At 71.6% G+C, this 21,851-nt stretch carries 26 protein-coding genes and 1 tRNA gene; 19 read left to right on the top strand and 8 right to left on the bottom strand.

Translation table 11 applies throughout. From position 1 onward, the window contains the following. Positions 1-30: 30 nt before the first annotated feature. The 4 genes from KVT45_RS09620 to KVT45_RS09605 are packed head-to-tail and all read right to left on the bottom strand — an operon-like array spanning position 31 to position 4,405. Positions 31-798 carry an SDR family NAD(P)-dependent oxidoreductase gene (locus KVT45_RS09620; RefSeq protein ID WP_217546070.1) on the bottom strand — a complete coding sequence of 256 codons (768 nt, stop codon included), beginning with the start codon at positions 796-798 and terminating at the stop codon, positions 31-33. Then, positions 795-1,268, bottom strand: a complete 474-nt coding sequence (locus tag KVT45_RS09615; RefSeq protein WP_217546201.1) for a cupin domain-containing protein — start codon at positions 1,266-1,268, stop codon at positions 795-797. The genes KVT45_RS09620 and KVT45_RS09615 overlap by 4 nt, the downstream gene beginning before the upstream one ends. Further along, complete coding sequence (locus KVT45_RS09610; protein ID WP_217546069.1) at positions 1,255-1,899, bottom strand: GNAT family N-acetyltransferase; 645 nt, start codon at positions 1,897-1,899, stop codon at positions 1,255-1,257. The genes KVT45_RS09615 and KVT45_RS09610 overlap by 14 nt, the downstream gene beginning before the upstream one ends. Continuing rightward, positions 1,892-4,405, bottom strand: a complete 2,514-nt coding sequence (locus KVT45_RS09605) for a penicillin acylase family protein (RefSeq protein WP_217546068.1) — start codon at positions 4,403-4,405, stop codon at positions 1,892-1,894. The genes KVT45_RS09610 and KVT45_RS09605 overlap by 8 nt, the downstream gene beginning before the upstream one ends. A gap of 135 nt (positions 4,406-4,540) precedes the next feature. On the opposite strand from KVT45_RS09605, the gene KVT45_RS09600 reads away from it, so the two are divergent. From KVT45_RS09600 to KVT45_RS57630, 4 genes are all read left to right on the top strand, one after another. Continuing rightward, positions 4,541-5,149: an HhH-GPD-type base excision DNA repair protein gene (locus tag KVT45_RS09600; protein ID WP_217546067.1), complete on the top strand. Its 609-nt coding sequence runs from the start codon at positions 4,541-4,543 to the stop codon at positions 5,147-5,149. An 84-nt stretch (positions 5,150-5,233) separates the two neighbouring features. Further along, the gene (locus KVT45_RS09595; RefSeq protein ID WP_217546066.1) at positions 5,234-5,884 is read left to right on the top strand and encodes an HdeD family acid-resistance protein; all 651 of its coding nucleotides are present in this window, start codon (positions 5,234-5,236) and stop codon (positions 5,882-5,884) included. A gap of 174 nt (positions 5,885-6,058) precedes the next feature. Then, a complete protein-coding gene (locus tag KVT45_RS09590; protein WP_217546065.1) occupies positions 6,059-6,406 on the top strand; it encodes a hypothetical protein in 348 nt (115 codons plus the stop codon). A gap of 59 nt (positions 6,407-6,465) precedes the next feature. Beyond that, on the top strand, positions 6,466-6,594 hold the full coding sequence (locus KVT45_RS57630) for a hypothetical protein (RefSeq protein ID WP_302832484.1): 129 nt from the start codon (positions 6,466-6,468) through the stop codon (positions 6,592-6,594). Positions 6,595-6,666: 72 nt separating this feature from the next. Here the strand turns inward: KVT45_RS57630 and KVT45_RS09585 are convergent, their stop codons facing one another. Then, positions 6,667-8,265, bottom strand: a complete 1,599-nt coding sequence (locus KVT45_RS09585; protein WP_217546200.1) for a helicase HerA-like domain-containing protein — start codon at positions 8,263-8,265, stop codon at positions 6,667-6,669. A 196-nt stretch (positions 8,266-8,461) separates the two neighbouring features. On the opposite strand from KVT45_RS09585, the gene KVT45_RS09580 reads away from it, so the two are divergent. Beyond that, positions 8,462-8,758 (top strand): type II toxin-antitoxin system VapB family antitoxin, encoded by a 297-nt coding sequence (locus KVT45_RS09580; protein WP_003955420.1) that lies wholly within the window; start codon positions 8,462-8,464, stop codon positions 8,756-8,758. Between the two features lie 122 nt (positions 8,759-8,880). Next, on the top strand, positions 8,881-9,549 hold the full coding sequence (locus tag KVT45_RS09575) for a LytR C-terminal domain-containing protein (protein ID WP_254646497.1): 669 nt from the start codon (positions 8,881-8,883) through the stop codon (positions 9,547-9,549). A gap of 305 nt (positions 9,550-9,854) precedes the next feature. Here KVT45_RS09575 and upp read toward each other — a convergent pair whose 3' ends face one another. Continuing rightward, positions 9,855-10,490, bottom strand: a complete 636-nt coding sequence (gene upp / locus KVT45_RS09570; RefSeq protein WP_217546064.1) for a uracil phosphoribosyltransferase — start codon at positions 10,488-10,490, stop codon at positions 9,855-9,857. Between the two features lie 124 nt (positions 10,491-10,614). On the opposite strand from upp, the gene KVT45_RS09565 reads away from it, so the two are divergent. From KVT45_RS09565 to KVT45_RS09550, 4 genes are all read left to right on the top strand, one after another. Then, the gene (locus KVT45_RS09565; RefSeq protein ID WP_217546198.1) at positions 10,615-10,812 is read left to right on the top strand and encodes a hypothetical protein; all 198 of its coding nucleotides are present in this window, start codon (positions 10,615-10,617) and stop codon (positions 10,810-10,812) included. Positions 10,813-11,196: 384 nt separating this feature from the next. Then, a complete protein-coding gene (locus KVT45_RS09560) occupies positions 11,197-11,724 on the top strand; it encodes a hypothetical protein (RefSeq protein WP_217546063.1) in 528 nt (175 codons plus the stop codon). A 56-nt stretch (positions 11,725-11,780) separates the two neighbouring features. Beyond that, on the top strand, positions 11,781-12,212 hold the full coding sequence (gene tadA, locus KVT45_RS09555; protein ID WP_254646496.1) for a tRNA adenosine(34) deaminase TadA: 432 nt from the start codon (positions 11,781-11,783) through the stop codon (positions 12,210-12,212). Between the two features lie 77 nt (positions 12,213-12,289). Further along, positions 12,290-12,374: transfer RNA gene (locus KVT45_RS09550), tRNA-Ser, on the top strand. A gap of 45 nt (positions 12,375-12,419) precedes the next feature. Here the strand turns inward: KVT45_RS09550 and KVT45_RS09545 are convergent. After that, the gene (locus KVT45_RS09545) at positions 12,420-12,623 is read right to left on the bottom strand and encodes a PLDc N-terminal domain-containing protein (RefSeq protein ID WP_217546062.1); all 204 of its coding nucleotides are present in this window, start codon (positions 12,621-12,623) and stop codon (positions 12,420-12,422) included. Positions 12,624-12,811: 188 nt separating this feature from the next. Here KVT45_RS09545 and KVT45_RS09540 point away from each other — a divergent pair, with 188 nt between their 5' ends. The 5 genes from KVT45_RS09540 to KVT45_RS09520 all read left to right on the top strand — a co-directional run bounded on the left by KVT45_RS09540 (position 12,812) and on the right by KVT45_RS09520 (position 16,630). After that, positions 12,812-12,988, top strand: a complete 177-nt coding sequence (locus tag KVT45_RS09540; protein ID WP_089100593.1) for a hypothetical protein — start codon at positions 12,812-12,814, stop codon at positions 12,986-12,988. Positions 12,989-13,005: 17 nt separating this feature from the next. Then, positions 13,006-13,299, top strand: coding sequence for a Dabb family protein (locus KVT45_RS09535; protein ID WP_217546061.1), 294 nt, complete (start codon positions 13,006-13,008; stop codon positions 13,297-13,299). A gap of 185 nt (positions 13,300-13,484) precedes the next feature. Further along, a complete protein-coding gene (locus KVT45_RS09530; RefSeq protein WP_217546196.1) occupies positions 13,485-14,411 on the top strand; it encodes an RNA polymerase sigma factor SigF in 927 nt (308 codons plus the stop codon). A 483-nt stretch (positions 14,412-14,894) separates the two neighbouring features. Further along, positions 14,895-15,821 (top strand): RNA polymerase sigma factor SigF, encoded by a 927-nt coding sequence (locus KVT45_RS09525; RefSeq protein ID WP_217546060.1) that lies wholly within the window; start codon positions 14,895-14,897, stop codon positions 15,819-15,821. A gap of 263 nt (positions 15,822-16,084) precedes the next feature. Further along, positions 16,085-16,630, top strand: coding sequence for a hypothetical protein (locus KVT45_RS09520; protein WP_308310688.1), 546 nt, complete (start codon positions 16,085-16,087; stop codon positions 16,628-16,630). Positions 16,631-16,715: 85 nt separating this feature from the next. Here the strand turns inward: KVT45_RS09520 and KVT45_RS09515 are convergent, their stop codons facing one another. Next, positions 16,716-16,922 carry a hypothetical protein gene (locus tag KVT45_RS09515; RefSeq protein WP_089100590.1) on the bottom strand — a complete coding sequence of 69 codons (207 nt, stop codon included), beginning with the start codon at positions 16,920-16,922 and terminating at the stop codon, positions 16,716-16,718. Between the two features lie 206 nt (positions 16,923-17,128). Between KVT45_RS09515 and KVT45_RS09510 the strand changes: the two genes are divergently transcribed. The 4 genes from KVT45_RS09510 to KVT45_RS09495 all read left to right on the top strand — a co-directional run bounded on the left by KVT45_RS09510 (position 17,129) and on the right by KVT45_RS09495 (position 21,776). Further along, the gene (locus KVT45_RS09510) at positions 17,129-17,713 is read left to right on the top strand and encodes a MarR family winged helix-turn-helix transcriptional regulator (RefSeq protein ID WP_217546058.1); all 585 of its coding nucleotides are present in this window, start codon (positions 17,129-17,131) and stop codon (positions 17,711-17,713) included. A gap of 20 nt (positions 17,714-17,733) precedes the next feature. Then, positions 17,734-20,295 (top strand): MFS transporter, encoded by a 2,562-nt coding sequence (locus KVT45_RS09505; RefSeq protein WP_217546057.1) that lies wholly within the window; start codon positions 17,734-17,736, stop codon positions 20,293-20,295. 131 nt (positions 20,296-20,426) lie between these two features. Continuing rightward, positions 20,427-21,248, top strand: a complete 822-nt coding sequence (locus KVT45_RS09500; protein WP_217546056.1) for a YceI family protein — start codon at positions 20,427-20,429, stop codon at positions 21,246-21,248. Positions 21,249-21,302: 54 nt separating this feature from the next. Then, positions 21,303-21,776, top strand: coding sequence for a PPOX class F420-dependent oxidoreductase (locus KVT45_RS09495; RefSeq protein WP_217546055.1), 474 nt, complete (start codon positions 21,303-21,305; stop codon positions 21,774-21,776). Positions 21,777-21,851: the final 75 nt, after the last annotated feature.

Raw genomic sequence — 21,851 nt, 5'->3', positions numbered from 1 at the left:
TGAGTGGGGGGGGTTCGAGGGGTGGAGACGTCACCACGTCGGGCGCGCCGACACCCCGCCGTCGACCACCAGGTCGTGGCCGGTGATCCAGGACGCGAGCGGCGAGGCCAGGAAGACGACGGCGTTCGCCACGTCGTCCGCGCTTCCCAACCGGCCCGTGGGCACCGCCTCCTGCCATCTCCGCACCCCCTCCGGCCAGTCCGCCGCCAGCCCCTCCCGGTCGATCAGGCCCGGGGAGACGGTGTTGACGCGGATACCGAGGCGGCCGTACTCCAGCGCGGCCGCCCTCGCGTGCATGACCACGGCCGCCTTCGCCGTGCTGTAGTGCGCGTGGCCAGGGGCCGGGTGGGTCGCCTCGATGGAGGCGATGTGGGTGATCGTGCCGCCGCCGGCCTGGGCGCGCATGATCTCGGCGGCGGCCTGGGTGCAGGCGAAGACGCTGGTGAGATTGGTGTCGACGACCGCGCGCCAGTCGGCCGCGGTCATGCCGGGCAGGGGCTGTACGGGCTGTACGGCCGCGTTGTCGACCAGCGCCGTCAGCCGTCCGCCGCCCCACTCCGCGGCCTCGCGGACGACGCGGTGGCAGGTCTCCTCGTCGCTCAGGTCGCCCTGTACGACCGTCGCCCTGCCGCCGCCGGCCGTGATGCCCGAGGCCGCCTCGTGGGCCGCCCGTACCGCCGTACGGCAGTGCAGGGCCACCGCCGCGCCCTCCTCCGCCAGGCGCCGCGCGATGGCCCGGCCGATACCGCCGCTCGCGCCCGTGACCAGGGCGATCTGTCCGTCCAGTAGGTGGGTCATGGACGGCAGAGTTCCGTGATGCGGGCGGCTTCGGACGGGTAACGCGCCGTGAGGTGGGCCGCGTTCCCGTGTTCGTAGCCCTCGAAGGTGAATCCGGGGGCCATGGTGCAGCCGAAGAGGGTCCAGGCGCCCGGGGGTGTCACGCGGGCGCCCATCCAGGTGCCGGCCGGGACGGTCAGCTGGAGATGCTGGCCGCCCAGGAGGTCGGGGCCGAGGACGGAGGTGCGGGTGGTGCCGTCGGGGGCGAGGAGCAGGAGGTCGAGGGGGTCGCCCAGGTAGAAGTGCCAGATCTCGTCGGTGGGGAGGCGGTGCAGGGCCGAGTAGTCGTCGGCGGTGAGGAGGACCACGATCGCGGTGCCCTCGGGGCGGCCGTCGGCGCGTGCGGGACCGGCCCAGGTCTCACGGAACAGGCCGCCCTCGCGGGGGATCGGCTCCAGGCCGTAGTGGGCGATGAGGTCATCGGGAGTCAGCATCCGGGACATCCGGGAAGGCTACCGGCCGGGTGAGAAAAGCCAGTTGAGCGCGCTTTTCGGGCAGGTGGACGTCGGGGAGATCGATCTCGGGGAGTACGACGGCCGGGCCTAGCTCGAAGCCCTGGCGCCGGAAGCGGGCGATCGCCTTCTCGTTGCGGACGTCCGGGTCCACGACGATGCGCCGGCGGTCGAGGGTGCGCAGGGCGTACGCCGTGAAGGTGGTCAGGAGGGCCTCCGTCCAGCCGGGGCGGGGGCCTTCGGGTCCGGGCGGGGCGAGGAGGACGTGGACGCCGATGTCGCCGGGGCGGACGTCGTAGCACTCGCTCACCCGGTCGGCCTCCGGCTCGTACGTCTGGAGGAGCCCGACCGGGGTGCCGTCCTTCTCGGCGAGGTACGCGTGGTGGGTGTCGAGGGTGGCCATGTGGGCGTAGATCTCGGCGACCTGGGGGCGGGTGAGGCCGGTCATGCCCCAGAAGGCGGCGCGTTCCGCACTGACCCAGGTGTGGACGACGGCCGCGTCGCGCTCGGGGTCCAGGGGGCGGAGACGGACGGTGCCGAAGCCGGGGACGGGGTGTTCGAGGACGGGGTGGTGTCCGTGGTGGTCGTGGTGTTCGTGGTGCTCAGACATCGTTCTCTTCCGTGAGTTCTGCTCGCTCTGCGAGGTCTGCGAGGTCTGCGAGGTCTACGCGTTCCAGTCGGTCCCAGTCGGTGACGACCGGGGCCAGGTCTCCCTTGAGCCACAGGGGGAGTTGGTCGGTGTGGTGGGGTGCGCCGGGGACGCCGTCCGCGCCGAGCGGGACCACCCAGCGGCTGTCGTCGCGATGGGCCAGGTCCCAGACGTACCGGGCGGCCGGGCCGCGCGCGGAGCGGTCGGTGAGGCCGGGGACGGCGGAGGTGCACAGCACGCAGTCGTGGTCACCGGACAGGGCCGGTCCGTCGTCGTACGACGGCTCGGGCAGCGCCTGCCAGGGAGTGAGGCGGTGGGTGTCGCCCCAGGTGCCGGTGGGCCGGCCTGCCGCGACGTCTTCCACGGCCGCGCGTACGACGGCGGGGCGGTCGACGCCGTACAACTCCTCCGCCCTCAGCAGGTGTTCGAGGGCGAAGGCGATCCGGGGGGTGAGGGCCAGCCAGGGGAGCAGGACCTCGGGGCGGGCCGGGGGTTCGGTGAGGGCGGCGAAGGCGGGGTGGGCGGCGAGGTGCCGTACGACGGCGGAGCGTACGGCCGCGTAGGCGGCGGCGCCGGTGCTGTCGGCGTCCATCCGGCGGTCCCAGGCGAGGAGGCGGTCGCGGAGCCTGCCCGCCTCGGGGGTGAGGTCGTCGAGGGCGGCCAGGCGGTCGAGGAGGGGGGTGGCGGAGGCCAGGTGGGTGTCGGTGTGGATCGCGGGCATGTCGGCGGCGGACCAGGTGCGGCGCTCGCCGAGGAGGGTGCGGATGCGGTCGGCGCGGTGGGGCGGGGCGAACTCGACGCCGAGGGGGGTGGCCGGGCCGCGCTGGTTCGCCATCACTGCCACGCCGTCGGTGATGTCGCCGTACGGCATCTCGTGCCAGCCCTGCCAGTCGTGGCCGGGGAGCCAGGCTGGGGCGAGACGGGTGCGGTTGGTGCGGGAGCGGACGGGGACGCGACCGGCGACGCGGTGCAGGAGGCCTCCGGCGGTGTCGGCGGCGTGGACGACGTTGACGGGCTCGGCCCAGGCGTCGAAGGCCCGGTCGACGTCGGTGACGTGGCGGGCGCGGAGGAGGGGGAGGAGGGCGCTGAAGCCGAGGTCTTCGGTGACGCGGGGCGGGTAGCGGAGCGCCAACGCCTCGGCTCCGCCATCGGCGGATGTCTTCCCACCCGCACCACCCGTGCGGCTTTCGTCGTCGGGTGCGAGTGGCCCCCGCGGGGGCCGACCGCCGTCGGCGGCTGCCGGTGCGTGCGCGACAGCAGGCCGTTCGGCGGGCGGGGCGAGAGGCGTGCGAAGTTCGCGGTCGAGCACGTCCGCCGTCTCCGCCACCTCCATCGCCGCCACCTCCATCGTCCCCGTCACCATCGCCCCCGTCGCCTCCTTCTTCGTCCCCGCCGCCGCCTCCACCGCCCTCGTCTCCAGACCTGCCGGACCCACCGCCGCCCCCGCCTCCAGACCTGCCAGACCCACCGCCGCCCCCGCCTCCAGACCCTCCGAACCCTCCACCGGCCCCGTCCCCGGACCCTCCACCGGCCCCGTCCCCGGACCCTCCGGCCCCCCGGCGATGACCGGGCCCCGGGGGGTTTCGAGTACCTCGATCCGTACTGGGGGGTTGCCGGAGACCTCGATCGTCTCCGTGTGGTGGGCGGCCGGGGTCCAGGTGCCGTCGGGGGCGAGGGCCTCCACGCCGGTCACCGTGCGCCGCAGGCGCTCCCGGTAGAGGTCCTGGTAGTCGGCCATCGCGTTGGTGATGGACCAGGCGACCGTGCCCGTGTGGGCGAAGTGGGCGATGCCGGGGACGCCCGGGACCGCCAGGCCGATGACGTCGAACTCCGGGCAGGCGAGGTGGATCTGCTGGTAGACCCCGGGCGCTTCGATGAAGCGGTGGGGGTCACCGGCGAGGAGGGCGTGGCCGGTGGTGGTGCGGGGGCCCGCGAGGAGCCAGCCGTTGCTGCCGGCGGTGGTGGGGCCGTCCGTGGCGAAGAGCGGGACCGCCTCCTCGCCCAGGTGCCGTATTGCCTCCTCGCGCCACAGCTTGGCCGGGAAGCCGGCGAACAGGATGTGGGTGGCCAGCCAGATAGCCAGGGGATGCCAGGGCTCCCAGGTGCCGGGGGTCAGGCCGGTGCGGGCGAACTCGGGCGTGCGGGCGGCGCCGGCCGGCAGGCCCTCATTGACGCCGGCCACGTACGCCCGTACCCACTCCGCCGTCTCCGGGTCCCGTCTCTCCAGCGCCTCGAAGCAACGTCTCGCCGTGTCCGCCAGGCGGGCCCGGCGGGCGAAGACGTCCCAGGCGACGGCCGGGGTGCCGAGGAAGGACGCCGAGGTGCCCTGCGCGCGGTGCCGTTCCACCTCCAGTTGCCAGGCCCGGTCATGGGCCGTCACCCGGCCCTGCGCGCGGGCGAGTTCGCGGGCGTCGGCCGCCCGCAGATGCGGGATGCCCCAGGCGTCGCGGTACGTCTCGATGGTCACCCGGTGACCCCCTTGTCTGAGGTTAGCCTTACCTAAGCTGAATCGCGGAGGAATCGTACGTGAGGGGTGGGGCAAGCCAAGAGGCCGGGCCGCCGCGGGCGCGCGAGGGCAGTCCTGGCGCGGGATCATCGAGCCATGGACGCCAACGCCGACTCCCCCGCCCTGCATCTCGCCCAGGACCCCGAGGCCGACGGACTCCTCAGCCGCAGCAAGCTCGCCGCGCTCACCGGCATGCTGCTCGACCAGCAGGTGCCGATGGAGTGGGCGTTCAAGGGGCCGGCGACCATCGCGCAGCGCATGGGCACGGACGACCTGGACGCGCACGAGATCGCCGCCCGGGACCCGGAGGCCTTCGCCGCACTGCTCTCCGAGAAGCCGGCCGTGCACCGGTACCCCGGCTCGATGGCCAAGAGAATCCAGCAGTTGTGCCAGTACCTCGTCGAGCACTACGACGGTGACGCCGAGGGCATCTGGCGTGACGTCGACAGCGGGGCGGAGCTGCTCGGGCGGCTCCAGGAACTGCCCGGGTTCGGGAAGCAGAAGGCGCAGATCTTCCTGGCGCTGCTGGGAAAGCAGCTGGGGGTGACGCCGAAGGGGTGGCGGGAAGCGGCGGGGGCGTACGGGGAGGCGGCGGCGTTCCGGTCGGTGGCCGACATCACCGGGCCCGAGTCGCTGGCGAAGGTGCGAGCCCACAAGCAGGAGATGAAGGCGGCGGCGAAGGCCGCGAAGGCGGGTGGGAAGTAGGGACTCCCCCGACCGGATCCGAGGGCTCACCCGTCCGGCCCTGTCCTGCTGGCAGGGCCGCCCCCGTCGGTCTCAGCTGTAACCATGACCGAGCCCCCCAGCACCGGCCCCGCCGACGACGACCGGAAGGCGCATGCCACCGGCACCGCTCGGCCCGAGCCCGAACCGCCCTTCGAGGGACCGCTGCACGCCCTCTCCAAGGCCGCCTGGCAGACCGTCCTGCTCACCGGGATCGCATCCCTGATCCTCGGCATCCTGATCCTCGTCTGGCCCGGCGCCTCGCTGCTCGCCGCCGGTGTGCTCTTCGGCATCTATCTGCTGATCAGCGGCGTCTTCCAGCTGGTGGCCGCGTTCGGCACGCACAAGACGACCTCGCTGCGCGTGCTGGCCTTCATCAGCGGCGCACTGTCGATCCTGCTGGGCCTGTTCTGCTTCCGGGGCCCTCTGGAGTCGATCCTGCTGCTCGCCCTGTGGATCGGGATCGGCTGGCTGATCCGCGGAATCACCCAGACGCTCGCCGCCGTACACGACCACAGAATGCCCGCCCGCGGCTGGATGATCTTCCTCGGGATCGTCACCTTCGTCGCCGGCATCGTGCTGATCGTCTCGCCGTTCAGGTCGGTCGCGGTGCTCACCCTCGTCGCCGGCATCTGGCTGGTCGTCGTCGGCATCGTCGAGATCGTCACGGCGTTCGGCATCCGCGGCCGCGCCCAGCAGATCCCGCAGGCCCTGTGAGCGTCGCCGGCCGCCCCGTGGCCGCAGACCGAACGTGCGGATGCCGAGCGAGCGCGGGCCTCGTCGGCACCGGCCCGTCGGTTTCGTCAACTTCACGCCTCGCCGGTACGCCGAGCGAGCGGATCTCGCGCCCCGCGCGATGAACACCGCCCACCACGCGGGGAGATGACCGCCATGAGCAGCGGTCCCCCGACCGGACGCCGCCCGCGGCCAGGCCCCGTCTGGCCGCGGGCGCTCGTGCTGCTGCTCGCCCTGCTGCTGGCCGGCGTCCCGACGGCGGCGGAGGCGCTCGCGGCGGCCACCGCGACCGTCTCGGCGGAGACCGCCGAGCACGACGTCCTCGACACCCCGCTACGGCCACCCGCCCGCGCCGTCCACCGCGCCGACGTACCCCAGCGCCTCGCGCCGCTCCCCGACGCGGCGCCGCCCGCCGGCCCGGCGGACCGCCACCGCCCCTGCCCGACGACACCGCGTCCGCCGTACGCCACACCCCTCCTGCGCACCGTGGTCCTGCGCTGCTGACCGACCTGCCTGTCCCGCACTCCCCCCAGGCCAGTCAGCTCTACGCAAGGAACACAGTCATGTCCTCAGACCCGTACGCGGTCCTGCGCGCCCTGCTGCGCGCGGAAGCCGTCCGCAGCACGCCGAAGCCGGAGACGAAGACGGCGGAGCCGTCGAGGCCGCTACCGCAGGAGCAGAAACGCGGTTGATCCCTCGGACCGGAGAGGCCGGAACCGGGCGGCCCGTGCGGGGCGCCCGGCCCCCGGCTCCCGGTTCCCGGCTCACCTGCGTCTGCGGGCCGTGCCGAACAGCGACCGCGTGATCTCCCGGCCGAGCTGGGTGCCCACCGACCGGGCGAGGGACTTGAACATCCCGCTGCTGACCACCTGTTCGACCAGCGACGGTTCTTCCTTCGGGGTTTGCTGAGCTTTCGGAGCTTTCGGGGCCCTCGGCTCGGCCGGCGTCCGCTGCAGCTTCTCGTACGCCGACTCCCGGTCCACAGCCTGTGCATAACGCCCGTAGAGCGCGGACCCACGCACCGCCGCGTCCAGTTCCGCCGCGTCCACCGGCCCCATCAGGGACTCGGGGGCCCGCAGCCGGGTCGCCGCGACCGGCGTCGGGGCGCCCGTCTCGCTGAGCACGGTCACCACGGCCTCGCCGATACCGAGCCCGGTGAGCAGCTCTTCGAGGTCGTACGACGACTTCGGGAAGGTCTGCACGGTCGCCCGCAGCGCCTTCTGGTCCTCCGGGGTGAAGGCCCTGAGCGCATGCTGGACGCGGTTGCCGAGCTGGGCGAGGACGTCGGACGGTACGTCCTTCGGGGTCTGCGTGACGAAGAAGACGCCGACCCCTTTCGAGCGAATGAGGCGCACGGTCTGCGTGATCGAGTCCAGGAACGCCTTCGAGGCGTCGTTGAACAGCAGGTGCGCCTCGTCGAAGAAGAAGACCAGCCCGGGCCGGTCGGCGTCACCGATCTCGGGGAGGTCGTGGAAGAGGTCGGCGAGCAGCCACATCAGGAAGGTGGAGAAGAGAAGGGGCCGGTCCTGGACGGCGGGGAGTTCGAGGACCGAGACGACGCCCCGGCCGTCCGGTGCCCTGCGCAGCAGGTCGGCCGTGTCGAACTCCGGCTCGCCGAAGAAGTCCGCCATGCCCTGGGCCTCGAAGGCGGTGAGCGAGCGCAGGATCACCCCGGCGGTGGCCGTCGACAGCCCGCCGATGTTCTTCAGTTCCGCCTTGCCCTCGTCGGAGGTGAGGAAGGCGACCACCGCCCTGAGGTCCTTGAGGTCGATCAGCTCCAGGCCCTTGGTGTCGGCGTAGTGGAAGATCAGGCCCAGGGACTGTTCCTGGGTCTGGTTGAGCTGGAGCGCCTTCGACAGCAGCACCGGTCCGAAGCTGGTGATCGTCGCCCGGACGGGGATGCCGTGGCCGAGGCCGCCGAGCGCGAGGAACTCGGCGGGGAAGCCGGTCGCCGTCCACTCCTGCCCCACCTCGCCGGTCCGGCCCCGGACCCTGTCGTTCGGCTGCCCGGGGCGGGCGATGCCGGACAGGTCGCCCTTGATGTCCGCCAGGAACACCGGGACGCCCTGCGCCGAGAGTTGCTCGGCGATCAGCTGGAGCGTCTTGGTCTTGCCGGTGCCGGTGGCGCCGGCGACCAGGCCGTGCCGGTTGAGCATGGGGAGGGGAATGCGGACCGGGGCGTCGGGACGGCACCGCCCGTCCCAGACCAGGGCACCGAGCTCCAGCGCCTGACCGTCGAAGGCGTACCCGGCGGCGATCCCGGCGACCACGGGGTCTGCGGGACCGGTGGCGCCCGCGGGACCGGTGCCGCCCGCGGAGTCAGTGGCGCCCGCGGGGTCGGCTGCGTCCCTGGCCGGGGTCATGGCCGGAGACGTGGCCGAGGTCGTGGCCGGAGTCGTGCCCGGGGTCGTGGCACCTGCTTCGTCGGCCTCGCCGGCACTCATCATCGGACCCCCTGTTCCCTTTTAGCCCGTTTGATGACCTTTACGGAGTCTTTTCCAGCGTCGCACTCGGTCGCCATGGCTGCGCCCGGAACGTCTGGACCGGTAGGCTTTCCGTGTGATCTTCAAGCGCATCGGAAACGGCCGGCCGTACCCCGACCACGGCCGGGAGAGCACCCGGCAGTGGGCGGACGTCGCACCGCGCCCGGTCCGCCTCGATCAGCTCGTGACGACCAAGGGGCAGCTCGACCTGGAGACCCTCCTCGCCGAGGACTCGACGTTCTACGGCGACCTCTTCGCGCACGTCGTGAAGTGGCAGGGCGACCTGTACCTGGAGGACGGGCTGCACCGTGCGGTCCGCGCCGCCCTCCAGCAGCGTCAGGTGCTGCACGCGCGCGTGCTCGAACTCGGCTGACACCCGCCTGACACCCGCCTGCCATCCGGCATTTGCCGCCGGTTGGCCCTTTCGGGTTGGACCGAGCACCGTCAGATGATCATCTATTAGTCAACGCACCCGTGGCGCACTACGCTGCGCTCATGAGCATGCTGACTCCCCCCGGCATGGGCGGCCAGTACCGGATCACAGGGGACAAATACCCTCGCATGCGCCCGCGCCGACGACGTGCCCGGCTCGTCCTCTCCATGGTCGCCTCCGTCACCGCGCTCGGCTTGGTCGGCTGGGGCACCCTGCAGCTCATCGACGTCTTCACGGGCGGCGGCGGGACGGCGTCCGCGGCCGGCTCGGCGGGCGACTGCGTCAAGCAGGCCGCCACCAGCGCGAGTCCCGCGGCCGGTGCGTCGGCCGGTAAGCCGGCCGTGACACTGCCGAAGCCGGCCCAGATCACGGTGAACGTCTACAACGCCACGACCCGCACGGGCCTGGCCAAGGACACCGCCGACGAACTGAAGAAGCGCGGCTTCAAGATCGGCGACATCGGCAACGCACCGGCGAGGTTCGACCAGAAGGTCAAGGGCACGGCGATACTGCTCGGCCCGGCCTCGGCCCTGAAGACCTCGCTCCCGGTCCTGGCCACCCAGGTGACGGCCGCCGACCAGCGCACGGAGGCGGGCCGCAAGGGCGCTGCCGTGGACCTGATCCTGGGCAACGCCTTCAAGGCCCTGACCCCCCAGGCGACGGCCGCCAAGGCGATCACGGCCCTGTCCAACCCCACACCGACGGCGTCCACTTCGAAGAAGGCCTGCTGAACAGCGCCCCGTAAGGCGACGCCTCGTAAGGGGCGCTGGGGGTACCCCCGGCCGAAGGCTGGGGGAGGAACTGCGCGACCAGCCACGACGCTCCCGCGGCCGCCGACCGCACCCGCACCCGGCTACGGCGCCCAGGCGAACGCCCCGCCGGATACCGCGAGGCACCGCCGGACTCCGCCGTCGTGGCTGATCACCGTCGCGGCGGTCAAAGAGGCGGGGCGCGGTACGCCGAAGCGAACGGCCCGCCGGGCACCATGCGGCGGCGGACCGAAGAACCGCGGCTCGGACCGCCGGAGAACGGCTCGCTACTCGGCCGCCCCGTACAGCCGGTCCCCCGCGTCCCCCAGCCCCGGCACGATGTACCCGTGCTCGTTGAGGTGGTCGTCCACCGCCGCCGTCACCACCGTGACCGGCGTTCCCGCCAGCTCCCGCTCCATGAGCTCGACGCCCTCGGGCGCGGCCAGCAGCACGACCGCCGTCACGTCGTCCGCGCCGCGCTTGATGAGCTCGCGGATCGCCGCGACCAGCGTGCCGCCCGTGGCCAGCATCGGGTCCAGGACGTACACCTGGCGCCCGGAGAGGTCCTCCGGCATCCGCGACGCGTACGTGGACGCCTGGAGCGTCTCCTCGTTGCGGATCATGCCCAGGAAGCCCACCTCGGCGGTCGGCAGCAGCCGGACCATGCCGTCCAGCATGCCGAGCCCGGCCCGCAGGATCGGCACCACCAGCGGGCGCGGACGGGCGAGCTTGACGCCGGTCGTGGCGGCCACCGGGGTCTGGATGTCGACGGCCTCGGTCCGCACGTCCCGCGTCGCCTCGTAGGCGAGCAGGGTGACCAGTTCGTCGGCGAGCCGCCGGAACGTCGCGGAGTCGGTGCGCTGGTCGCGCAGCGTGGTGAGCTTGTGGGCGACCAGAGGGTGGTCGACGACGTGGAGACGCATGTCCACAACAGTAACCGCGCCCCCGCCCACCTCGCGCAGCCCCGGGCAGGCCCACGCTGGCATCAAACCCTCCATCCGGGGGAAAGTGGAGGTGTCGGACGGGGGTGGTGTGACCGTGCCTGAGCTGTCTGAGGGGCCCGAGCGGGCCGACCGTGCGTACGGCGCGCCCGAGGGCGAGACGGAGGCCGAGCGGCGCCGCCGCCGGGCCCTGTTCCTGCGCGAGCTCGCCGAGGCGCGGGCCCTGCGTGACCGGGTCCAGCCCCGCCGCGCCAAGGCGGCCCGGCTGCGGCACGCACTGCGCATGCGGACGTTCCGCTGGTAGGAATCGGTAGGAGTCCCCAGGACCCGGTAAGAGCCCACAAGACTCGGCAAGAGTCGTAAAGCCGATCCTTCGGCAAAGATCCACTGCTTGTGGCGCGTTGCGGTCCGTCATAGGGAAGGCCGTGCGTGGGCTGCGGGAAAACCCGCGTACGATCCGCAGGTGGCGGCAACGAGTGCGCTGGTGGCTGCGTTGACGGACGCATGGAAGCCTCTTTGCATACGTGCGATCAAAACTGCCAGACACAGGGAGCCGAAGACGTCCCCTGAACGCCTTGTTTCTGCCACGATTCCGAGTGGGTGGGGCTCGGAGCACAGCTCTCCCCGCCCAGAACCTCCGCCGGGGGGACCCCCAACCGGCACGCCTAAGACCAGTGGGAGAGTCACGGTGTACTTCGCCGCACTGCTCGCGCGCACCGAAGACGGGTGGGAAGCGAGCGACACAGAGCTCGACGATGTGGAGACCCTGTCGGACCTGGCCGACCTGGCCCGGGAATCGGCGTCGGACGCCGACGACACGGTGCTCGTCTTCATCGAGCAGGAAGACGCTTGGTTCGGCGTCGTGCGCGTCGACGGCGAGGAGGACCCCCGGGTCTTCGTCTCCAGCGCAGCCGCCGCCGCCCGGAGCTCGTACGGCGAGCTCCTGCTCACCGACGAACTGCTCGGAAGGGAGCCCAAGGACGAATCCGACGACCTGGACGCCCTCGACCTCGACGGCACCGAGGACGGTGAGCCGGAGGCCGATGAGGACGACGACGGGGACGGCTCCGCCGTGCCGGCCGGCCCGGTCGGCGACGCCGCGATCCTCGACGACCTGGGCGTGAGCGCGAAGGAGCTGCTGTCACTCAGCGACGACGCGCTCAGCGAGATCGCCGAGGCCCTGGGCGCCTCCGACGTCCTGGAGACCGTCCGCTGACCCTCCACGAGGCACCCGGGTCCCCCGACCCGGTACGCGACCGCTGGCGGGCCGCGATGCGGCTCGCCCTGGCCGAGGCCGCCCGGGCCGTCCGGGGCGGGGACGTCCCCGTCGGCGCCGTCGTGCTGTCCCCGGACGGTACGACGGTCCTCGCCGCCGGGCACAACGAACGCGAGGCGACCGGCGACCCCACCGCGCATGCCGAGGTCCTCGCCCTGCGCCGGGCCGCCGCGGCGCTCGGGGAGTGGCGGCTCACCGGCTGCACCCTGGTCGTCACGCTGGAGCCCTGCACGATGTGCGCCGGCGCCCTGGTCCAGTCCCGGGTGGACCGGGTCGTCTACGGCGCCCGCGACGAGAAGGCCGGCGCCGCCGGGTCCCTCTGGGACGTCGTCCGCGACCGGCGCCTGAACCACCGCCCCGAGGTGGTCGAGGGCGTTCTGGCGGACGAATCCGCCCGCCTCCTCACGGACTTCTTCCGCACCCGCTGAACCCGCCCGTGGGGGCCTGTCCCGGCCCCCGAATACCGATTTCAGAGCACGGCCCCCCGTGCTGTAAGGTCTCCCTCGGTAGCGTGTCCGAGCGGCCGAAGGAGCTCGCCTCGAAAGCGAGTGTGGCGCAAGTCACCGAGGGTTCAAATCCCTCCGCTACCGCTGTCACATGAAGGGTGGCTCCGATTCGGAGCCACCCTTCATGCGTTATGCCGACGGCTCGGGGCGCTTGCCCGCGTAGTTCCAGACGAGGGCCCCGAAGACCGGGGCGTGCAGCAGGAACAGCAGCCAGAGCCACTTCGGGACGTACCTGACCCGCTCCGCCGGTGTGCGGACGCAGTCGAGCAGCGCCGCCACGACGAGCACGACCAGCAGGGCGACGAGCCCGAAGGCCATCGTTGTCATCAGCATCTGTGCGTTCCCTCCGTCTTCGTTCCCTCGGCCCTTCATCGGAGCGACACCCGCGATCGGTTCACGCTTCGGGGCAACGGCGCATCGGAGAAAAAAATCCGGCATCCATCGCGCCGTTGGTCATACAAAACGATCGGAGAGTTACACTCGCGCCCGGCAGCCGGGGGACCAGACAGGGGAGAGGCCAGGTGGCGGTGAACGCCAAGAAGATCGCCGTCTACGTGCTCGTGATCTTCGCGCTCTACGTGATCATCACGGACCCGCCCAAGGCGGCGGACTGGGTCCAGATAGTCTTCCAAGGCATATCGGACGCCGCGAAGTCCGTCGGCGACTTCTTCACCTGGCTGGCCGACGGGGCGAAGTAGCCGCACTGGGAGTAGCCATGATCCGCCACCTGGTCCTCTTCAAGCTCAACGAGGGCGTCGAGCGCGACGATCCGCGTGCCGTCGCGGGCGCCGAGGCCTTCTTCGCCCTCGGCGACCAGATCGAGGAGCTGCACTTCTGGGAGTGCGGCTGGAACATCACCGACCGCCCCATCGCCTACGACTTCGCGATCAACTCGGCGGTCGAGGACCCGGACGCGCTGAAGCGGTACATCGAGCACCCGGCCCACCAGGCGGCCGCGGCGCAGTGGCGGGAGTTCGCCACGTGGGTGATCGCCGACTACGAGTTCTGAGCCGTACGGCGGCTTCCGGATCCCGAGCCCCTCGCCTGCGACGGCGGGGGGCTTTACTGCGCCTTATGCCTCAACTTGCCAGTATTAATACCCAACACGACGTTATGAGGTGCTTGCACACAGTGCACATGTCTTGTGATGCTATGACCGCTTTTGACGGATGATTGACCGATGAAGAGGTGGCGTTGACCGTGTCGGCCAGTTCTGCGCCGCCCCAGGAAGAGGCGCCCGCCCCCGCTCAGACCCCCGCCCACGCCCCGATCCAGCCCCCGGCCCAGACCGCCACCCAGCCCGCCGCCCAGACCCCCGCCGCTCCCGCCCAAGGCGCCGCCCCCGCCCCGGAGAAGCGTCGGGGCGCCGACACCCGGGCGCTGACCCAGGTGCTCTTCGGCCAGCTGAAGGAGCTCAAGCCGGGCACGCCGGAGCACAACCGGGTGCGCGCGGCGCTCATCGAGGCGAACCTCCCGCTCGTGCGCTACGCGGCCGCCCGCTTCCGCTCCCGCAACGAGCCGATGGAGGACGTCGTCCAGGTCGGCACCATCGGCCTGATCAACGCCATCGACCGCTTCGACCCGGACCGGGGCGTGCAGTTCCCGACCTTCGCGATGCCGACCGTCGTCGGGGAGATCAAGCGCTACTTCCGGGACAACGTCCGCACCGTGCACGTCCCGCGCCGGCTGCACGAGCTGTGGGTCCAGGTGAACAGCGCCACCGAGGACCTGACCACCGCCTTCGGCCGCTCCCCCTCCACCGCCGAGATCGCCGAACGGCTGCGGATCAGCGAGGAGGAGGTGCTCTCCTGCATCGAGGCCGGCCGGTCGTACCACGCGACCTCCCTGGAGGCCGCCCAGGAGGGCGACGGCCTGCCCGGCCTCCTCGACCGCATCGGCTACGAGGACCCGGCCCTGGACGGCGTGGAACACCGCGACCTGGTCCGCCACCTGCTCGTCCAACTCCCCGAGCGGGAGCAGCGGATCCTCCTGCTGCGCTACTACAGCAACCTCACCCAGTCGCAGATCAGCGCGGAGCTCGGCGTCTCCCAGATGCACGTCTCCCGCCTCCTGGCCCGCAGCTTCCAGCGCCTGCGCTCGGCGAACCGCATCGAGGCCTGAGCGCTCCGCCGGAAGTGCCGCGATGTGCCGTCTGCCGACTGCGGCGCGTCGTGGCTGGACGCGCAGTTCCTCCCCCAGCCGAAGGCTGGGGGTACCCCCAGCGCCCCTAACGGGGCGCTGCCGAACCGCAGCCGACTTCGCCGGACCCGCTCAGAGCCCGCCCCAGGGGCCCGTTACCGGTCCGAGACCCGCGCCGGGCGACTTGGTGCGGCCGTAACCGCAAAAAGGATCGAGCCATCACCTTCGAGAGCGAATCGCTCACCAGCGCACTTCCCGACAGTTGAGGGTCGAAAAAGCGTCAGACCCCCTTCATCCAGGGCGGATTCACATCTCGCATGTCGACATGTCACTACAGCGTGTTGCCGACATGTGACATTCTGCCGGAAGCGCGTTTGCCGAGGCTCCGGCTCCGGTATTCAGGTGAAGGCATCGTTCCTCCCAGGGAACGCAGCCGCGACCGTCCCGCGACCCAAAGGGGGTGGCATGTCCGCAGACCAGGGCAGCTCGAAGGTGCTCACGCCCACGAAAAGCGAGGCAGCGCCCAAGGAGCTCGACGCCATCGACGTGCTCGACAGCATCGATGGCGCGATCGAAGGCGCCCCAGCGCTGGAGGCCCCTCCGACCCCGGAAGTCCCGGTGGTCTCGGAGAACCTCGACACCCGCACCCTGTCCCGCTCCCTGTTCCTGCGCCTTGCCGCACTCGACGAGGAGAGCCCCGAGCGTGCCTACGTCCGGGACACCCTGATCGAACTCAACCTCCCCCTCGTGCGCTACGCGGCGGCCCGCTTCCGCAGCCGCAACGAGCCGATGGAGGACATCGTCCAGGTCGGCACCATCGGCCTGATCAAGGCGATCGACCGCTTCGACTGCGAACGGGGCGTGGAGTTCCCGACGTTCGCGATGCCGACGGTCGTGGGCGAGATCAAGCGCTTCTTCCGTGACACCTCGTGGTCGGTGCGCGTCCCGCGCCGCCTCCAGGAGCTGCGCCTGGCCCTCACCAAGGCCAGCGACGAGCTCTCCCAGAAGCTGGACCGCTCCCCGACGGTGACGGAGCTCGCGGCCGTCCTGGGTGTCTCCGAGGAGGACGTGGTCGACGGCCTCGCCGTCGGCAACGCGTACACCGCCTCCTCCCTCGACTCCCCGGCCCCCGAGGACGACGGCGGCGAGGGCTCCCTGGCCGACCGCCTCGGCTACGAGGACACGGCCCTGGAGGGCGTCGAGTACCGCGAGTCGCTCAAGCCGCTCCTCGCCAAGCTCCCGCCCCGCGAGCGCCGGATCATCATGCTCCGCTTCTTCGCGAACATGACCCAGTCCCAGATCGGCGAGGAGGTCGGCATCTCCCAGATGCACGTCTCCCGCCTGCTGACCCGCACCCTGGCCCAGCTCCGCGAGGGCCTGATCTCGGACTGAAGTCGCGCCTACGGGTTCCTTACTGACGGAGTGTCAGCCACACTGGCGCGATGCTTCTCCGCAGGACTCCGAAGGCACCGAGGACTCCGAAGGCAGCGAGGACATCGGGTGGCCGCCGAGGCGCCGTCACGGCAGCGTCGGCGGCCGCCGTCTGCCTGGCCTCGGCACTCACGGCGTGCGGAGGCGGCCAAGGCGGCGGCTATACGGCCGTAGGAGCGGCGGGCGGCACGATACCGACCCTGGCGGCGCGACCGACGGGGTCGGTGACGCTTGTCCCGCTGGACGGGGCGAAGGGGACGGGCGGCGGGACGGCGGCCGGAACGGCTACGGCGGCCGGCGAGTCGGCCGGCGCGACCTCCGGGTCCGACGGGCCGGCCGGCACGGCCAACTCCGCTCACGGCTCGCCGACTTCGTCTGCGCACCGCAACGGCGCCCAGCCACCGGCCTCCGACCCGGCGGTGCCCAACTCGCCGCAGCCCGGCACCTCTTCGGTCTCCCCCGCACCCGCGGCCCTCACCTGGAGCACCCCCACCCGCGAGGCCACGGACCGGCGGTGGTGCGAGAAGGTGACCGTCGCCTTCGCCAACTCCGGCGGTACGGCGGTCCGTTCCGGCACGATCACCCTCGGCACGCACATCATCGACCTGCTGGGCATCGACTGGTCGACGATCAAGTCGACGGAGCCCCTGCCGACCCCGATCGCCCCCGGCTCCCGTACGGCCAGGACCTGGACGGTCTGTGTGGACGACTGGCGGGTACCCCTGGGCATGCACATCGAGACCCGGGTCGTGACGGTCGACTGGAGCTGAGCATGACGAGAGCCCGGGGCACGCGACCCCGGGTTCTTCGTCGTACCGCTGCCATGACCGCCGGATCGGCCGCCGGGCAGCCGTATTACATGAGCGCGAGCCAGGCCACCGCCGCCACCACGACCACCACGGCGACGACGCCGAGGATCAGGCCGACACGAGGGCCGGAGGAGGAGGCGTAGGTGGACGTCGTCTGCTGGGAGGTCTGCGGGGCCTCGTCGACGAACGCGCGGAACATCTGGGTGCTGCCGGCGGGGTCGTAGTTGCCCTGGGGGCCCTGGGTGTTAGCCATGGCCCGAGACACTAGCGAATCTGCGGATGTCGCCCAAGTGGGGGGCCTCCCGTGGGCGCAAGCTACCCCACCTGCGCGTTTACGTCCGCAATACTTGCCTTTGCCAAGTTTTTTATACCCACCCCCACTGATTCATTTGCCTGTGGCAACCAAGTAGTTCTATGGTTGCCCCAAGCAACGAATACGGTCGTGAGGAGGTGTGTGTGATGGCGAGGCAGACGCAGTTCGAGGAGCTGGCGCGTCAGCTCAGCGCCGTCGGAGCCGTGAAGCGGGACCTGGGGCGCATTCTGCCGCCCGATTGCCCGACCGGTTCCGCAGCCGTGCTGACGCTGCTCGGCCGCCACGGCTCCATGCGCATGAGCAAGCTCGCCGAGCTGCTCGCCGTGGACATGTCCGTGACCAGCCGGCACGTGGCACACGTCGCCGAGCGCGGCTGGATCGAGCGCTCCGCCGACCCGGCGGACAAGCGCTCCCGCATCCTGCATCTCACCCCCGCGGGCGAGGCGACCCTCGTGGACCTGTCCCGGCGCAGCACCGAGCTGCTCGCCGAGCGGCTCGGCGACTGGAGCGACGAAGAGGTCGACCAGCTGATCCGGCTGATGACCCGGCTCCGGGACAGCTTCGGCGACTGCCGGGCCGCGGCCCCGCACCCCCGGCCCGCCGTCGGCACGGCGCCCGCCCCGGGCACCCCGAAGGCCACGGCCATGGACACGGCCACGGTCACGGTGACCTCCGCCGCCCGCGCCCCCACGCCCGTACTCGAACCGACGACCACCCGTACACCCGCATAAGACGTAAGAAAAGGAAGCTCATGGCAACGACCACACCAGCCGGTGTGCGGGCTCACGCCAAGCACGGGGGAGGCAGCTCCGGCAGCTCCGTCGAGCAGGCCCCGATGTCCCACCGGCAGATCATGGAGGCCATCTCCGGCCTCCTGCTCGGCATGTTCGTGGCGATCCTGTCCTCCACGATCGTCACCAACGCCCTGCCGCACATCATCAGCGACCTCGGTGGCGGCCAGTCCGCCTACACCTGGGTCGTCACCGCCTCGCTGCTGGCCATGACCGCGACCACCCCGCTGTGGGGCAAGCTCTCCGACCTGTACAGCAAGAAGGCGCTCGTCCAGATAGCCCTGGTCATCTACGTGCTGGGCTCCGCGGCCGCCGGTCTGTCGCAGAACGCCGGCATGCTGATCGCCTGCCGTGTCGTCCAGGGCATCGGTGTCGGCGGTCTGTCGGCGCTCGCCCAGATCGTCATGGCCGCGATGATCTCGCCGCGTGAGCGCGGCCGTTACTCCGGCTACCTGGGCGCGACCTTCGCCGTCGCCACCGTCGGCGGCCCGCTGCTCGGCGGTGTCATCACCGACACCTCGTGGCTGGGCTGGCGCTGGTGCTTCTACGTCGGTGTCCCGTTCGCCGTCCTCGCCCTGATCGTGCTGCAGAAGACCCTGCACCTGCCCACCGTGAAGCGGGACGTCAAGGTCGACTGGGCCGGCGCGTTCTTCGTCGCCGCCGCCGTCTCGCTGCTGCTGGTCTGGGTCACCTTCGCCGGTGACAAGTACGACTGGATCTCCTGGCAGACGTACGCGATGATCGGCGGCTCGATCGTCCTCGGTCTGATCTTCGTGCTCGTCGAGTCGAAGGCCAAGGAGCCGATCATCCCGCTGCGGCTGTTCCGCAACCGCACCATCACCCTGGCCTCGCTGGCCTCCCTGTTCGTCGGTGTCGCGATGTTCACCGGCACGGTCTTCTTCAGCCAGTACTTCCAGCTGGCCCGCGACAAGTCCCCGACGATGTCCGGTGTGATGACGATCCCGATGATCGGCGGTCTGTTCATCTCCTCCACCGTCTCGGGCCAGTTCATCACCCGCACCGGCCGCTGGAAGGCGTGGCTGGTCAGCGGTGGCGTGCTGGTGACGGCCGGCCTGGGCCTGCTCGGGACCATCCGCTACGACACGGCCTACTGGAAGATGTCGATCTTCATGGCGCTGCTGGGTCTCGGCATCGGCATGATGATGCAGAACCTGGTGCTCTGCACGCAGAACCAGGTCGCCCCGAGCGACCTCGGCTCGGCCAGCTCCACGGTCACCTTCTTCCGCTCCCTCGGCGGTGCGGTCGGCGTCTCCGCGCTGGGCGCGGTGATGGCCAACCGGATCACGCACTACGTCACGGACGGCATCGCCTCCCTCTCCCCCAAGTACCAGGCCGCCCTGGCCGGTTCCGGCTCGTCCACCGACAGCATCCCGGACCTGAGCAAGTACCCGGCCCCGATCCGCACCCTGCTGGAGAGCGCCTACGGCCACGCCATCGCCGACGTCTTCCTGATCGCCGGCGGCCTCGCGGCCCTCGCGTTCCTGATCAGCCTGTTCATCAAGGAGGTCCCGTTGAAGACCAAGGGCGGGCTCGCCCAGGCCGCCGAGGCGGAGACCGAGGGAAGCCCGGAGACCGCGCCTGCCGCCATCGCCGCCGCTGTCCCGGCCCCCGCCGGGGAGCAGCAGGTCCCCAGCTGGGCCGCCCCGGTCGTGAGCAGCACCACGGAGGCCGCGCCGGAAGCCACCCGGCAGTTCGCCGCCGTGGCCACCATCGCGGTCCCCGAGCAGTCGGCGGGCTCCGCCGGCACCCCGGTGCACGGTTACGTGCGCGGTGCCGAGAGCGCCCCGGTCTCGCAGGCCGCGGTCACCCTCATCTCGCTGTCCGGCCGCCAGCTGGGCCGCTCGGTCGCGGGCTTCGACGGTTCCTACCGGCTGGACGCGCCCGGCGCGGGCTCGTACGTGCTGATCGCCTCCGCCGACGGCTACCAGCCGCAGGCCGCCACGATCGTGGTGGGCGAGGAGCCGGTGCCATATGACATTTTGCTGAGCGGCACCAGCGGCCTGAGCGGCATCGTCCGCGGCGCCGGCAGCGCGCTCCCCGTCAAGGACGCGATGGTGATCGTCACCGACGTGCGCGGCGACCTGCTGGCCACCGCGGCCACCGGTGAGCAGGGCGACTTCCGCTTCGGCGAGCTGGTGCCGGGTGTCGTCACGGTCGCGGTGAACGCGGCCGGCTACCGGCCCCGCGCGGTCCCGGTCGAGATCGGCGGCACCGGGGTCACCCGGATCGAGGTCGACCTGGACGCCGGCGCCCAGCTCCAGGGTGTCGTACGGGCCCCGCACGGCCCGCTGGCGGACGCCCGCGTGACCCTCGTGGACGCGGCGGGCAACGTGGTCGGCACGGCCACCACCGGCTTTGACGGCGCGTACGCCTTCGCCGACCTGGACGGCGGCGACTACACCGTGATCGCGACGGGCTACCCGCCGGTCGCCACGGCCCTGAACGTCACCGGCGCCGGTGTCGACGGCCACGACATCGAGCTCTCCCACCCGGGCGAGTAGTTCGCACTCCGGCCCGTGGCGGGCGCGCCCACAAGGAGGCGCCCGCCGCGGGCCGGTCCCATAAGGCCAATTTGTAATCGTTTGACTGTCTGACCGTATGAGTGTCTGACGTGTTCGCAGGGAGAAACGGGATGGGACTGACCGCGAGGATCCGCACCCGGGACGGATGGGCCGTGTCGCACGCGGTCGTCACGGTGACCGACATGACCGGCACGCAGGTGCTGCGCGCCGAGGCCGACGACGAGGGCGCGGTACGGGACCCGAACCCGCTCGCGCCCGGGGCGTACACCGTCATCGTCACGGCCGTGGGCTACGCGCCGGCCGCCGCCAGCGCCATCGTCACCGCGAGCGGGCGCGCCGAGGTCGGCACGGTCACGCTGGCGCGGCAGGGCGGCACCGAGCTGCCGCCGCCGGGCCCGTGGACGGTGGACCCGGCGCACTCCACCGTGGGCGCGGTCGCCCAGCACCTGGGCATCTCCAGCGTCCGCGGCCGCTTCACGGACTTCTCCGCCGCCATCGAGATCGCCCCCGACGACATCGCCAAGTCCCGCGTCCAGGCGGTCATCCGCGCCGCCTCGATCGACACCGGCAACGGCATGCGCGACACCCACCTGCGCTCCGCCGACTTCCTGGACGTCGAACGCCACCCCGAGATCACCTACTTCTCGACCGGCCTCACGGCGGCCGGCTCCGACCGCTGGACGGTCCACGGCGAGCTCTCGCTGCACGGTGTCGTACGGCCGGTCGACCTCACCCTCTCCTACCTCGGCACCGGCGCCGACCCGTGGGGCGGCACGCGCGCCGCGTTCCGCGCGACGACGGAACTGCACCGCGAGGACTTCGCCATGAACTACAACCAGGTGGTCCAGGCGGGCATCGCCGCGATCGGCACGACCCTCAAGATCGAGCTGGAGATCCAGGCGGTGCAGGGCGAGTCGCTGCCGCAGGCGTGAACATGAGCCCGGCAGGGACAGGCTGAGCGGGCCCCACGGCCCTAGGCTGACGCCATGGCACCGAACATCGCGACGAACACCGCCGTCTCCCTCGACGAACTGCTGGACTTCGTACGACCCCGCCACCGCGCGATCCTGCTCACCCGACGCGCCGACGGGTCCCCGCAGGGGTCGCCGCTGACCTGCGGGGTGGACGACTCCGGGCGCATCGTCGCCTCCACGTACCCCGAACGGGCGAAGACGCGGAACGCGAAGCGGGACGAGCGGGTCAGCGTGATCGTCCTCAGCGACGACTGGAACGGGCCGTGGGTGCAGGTCGATGGGCGGGCCGAGGTGATCGACTCCCCCGAGTCGGTGGAACCTCTGGTGGAGTACTACCGGAACATCGCCGGGGAGCATCCGGACTGGGACGAGTACCGGGCGGCGATGGTGAAGCAGGGGAAGTCGATCATTCGGGTGACGCCGGAGAAGTGGGGGCCGGTGGCGACCGGGGGATTTCCGGCGCGGTTGGCTTCGCCGGACGCCTAAAGGGGTGGGGTGCGGTGTGAGTGCGCGGGTGCGGGTTGTGTGTGGTTGCTCGCGCCCACGCGGCGGAGCCGCATA

The sequence above is a fragment of the Streptomyces sp. GbtcB6 genome (assembly GCF_019091475.1).
GTDB classification, from domain to species: Bacteria; Actinomycetota; Actinomycetes; order Streptomycetales; family Streptomycetaceae; genus Streptomyces; species Streptomyces hyaluromycini.
Note: the sequence above shows the minus strand (reverse complement) of the source record. Positions and strands in the feature narration are given on the sequence as shown.

What these genes read in the sequence shown, in the direction of transcription:
- KVT45_RS09515 (WP_089100590.1), bottom strand. Translation starts at nt 16,922, where the DNA reads ATGGCTAACACCCAGGGCCCCCAGGGCAACTACGACCCCGCCGGCAGC.
- upp (WP_217546064.1), bottom strand. Translation starts at nt 10,490, where the DNA reads ATGCGTCTCCACGTCGTCGACCACCCTCTGGTCGCCCACAAGCTCACC.
- KVT45_RS09525 (WP_217546060.1), top strand. Translation starts at nt 14,895, where the DNA reads ATGTCCGCAGACCAGGGCAGCTCGAAGGTGCTCACGCCCACGAAAAGC.
- KVT45_RS09545 (WP_217546062.1), bottom strand. Translation starts at nt 12,623, where the DNA reads ATGCTGATGACAACGATGGCCTTCGGGCTCGTCGCCCTGCTGGTCGTG.
- tadA (WP_254646496.1), top strand. Translation starts at nt 11,781, where the DNA reads ATGCGGCTCGCCCTGGCCGAGGCCGCCCGGGCCGTCCGGGGCGGGGAC.
- KVT45_RS57630 (WP_302832484.1), top strand. Translation starts at nt 6,466, where the DNA reads ATGTCCTCAGACCCGTACGCGGTCCTGCGCGCCCTGCTGCGCGCGGAA.
- KVT45_RS09535 (WP_217546061.1), top strand. Translation starts at nt 13,006, where the DNA reads ATGATCCGCCACCTGGTCCTCTTCAAGCTCAACGAGGGCGTCGAGCGC.
- KVT45_RS09600 (WP_217546067.1), top strand. Translation starts at nt 4,541, where the DNA reads ATGGACGCCAACGCCGACTCCCCCGCCCTGCATCTCGCCCAGGACCCC.
- KVT45_RS09585 (WP_217546200.1), bottom strand. Translation starts at nt 8,265, where the DNA reads ATGACCCCGGCCAGGGACGCAGCCGACCCCGCGGGCGCCACTGACTCC.
- KVT45_RS09505 (WP_217546057.1), top strand. Translation starts at nt 17,734, where the DNA reads ATGGCAACGACCACACCAGCCGGTGTGCGGGCTCACGCCAAGCACGGG.
- KVT45_RS09595 (WP_217546066.1), top strand. Translation starts at nt 5,234, where the DNA reads ATGACCGAGCCCCCCAGCACCGGCCCCGCCGACGACGACCGGAAGGCG.
- KVT45_RS09495 (WP_217546055.1), top strand. Translation starts at nt 21,303, where the DNA reads ATGGCACCGAACATCGCGACGAACACCGCCGTCTCCCTCGACGAACTG.
- KVT45_RS09610 (WP_217546069.1), bottom strand. Translation starts at nt 1,899, where the DNA reads ATGTCTGAGCACCACGAACACCACGACCACCACGGACACCACCCCGTC.
- KVT45_RS09510 (WP_217546058.1), top strand. Translation starts at nt 17,129, where the DNA reads ATGGCGAGGCAGACGCAGTTCGAGGAGCTGGCGCGTCAGCTCAGCGCC.
- KVT45_RS09590 (WP_217546065.1), top strand. Translation starts at nt 6,059, where the DNA reads ATGAGCAGCGGTCCCCCGACCGGACGCCGCCCGCGGCCAGGCCCCGTC.
- KVT45_RS09575 (WP_254646497.1), top strand. Translation starts at nt 8,881, where the DNA reads ATGAGCATGCTGACTCCCCCCGGCATGGGCGGCCAGTACCGGATCACA.
- KVT45_RS09620 (WP_217546070.1), bottom strand. Translation starts at nt 798, where the DNA reads ATGACCCACCTACTGGACGGACAGATCGCCCTGGTCACGGGCGCGAGC.
- KVT45_RS09500 (WP_217546056.1), top strand. Translation starts at nt 20,427, where the DNA reads ATGGGACTGACCGCGAGGATCCGCACCCGGGACGGATGGGCCGTGTCG.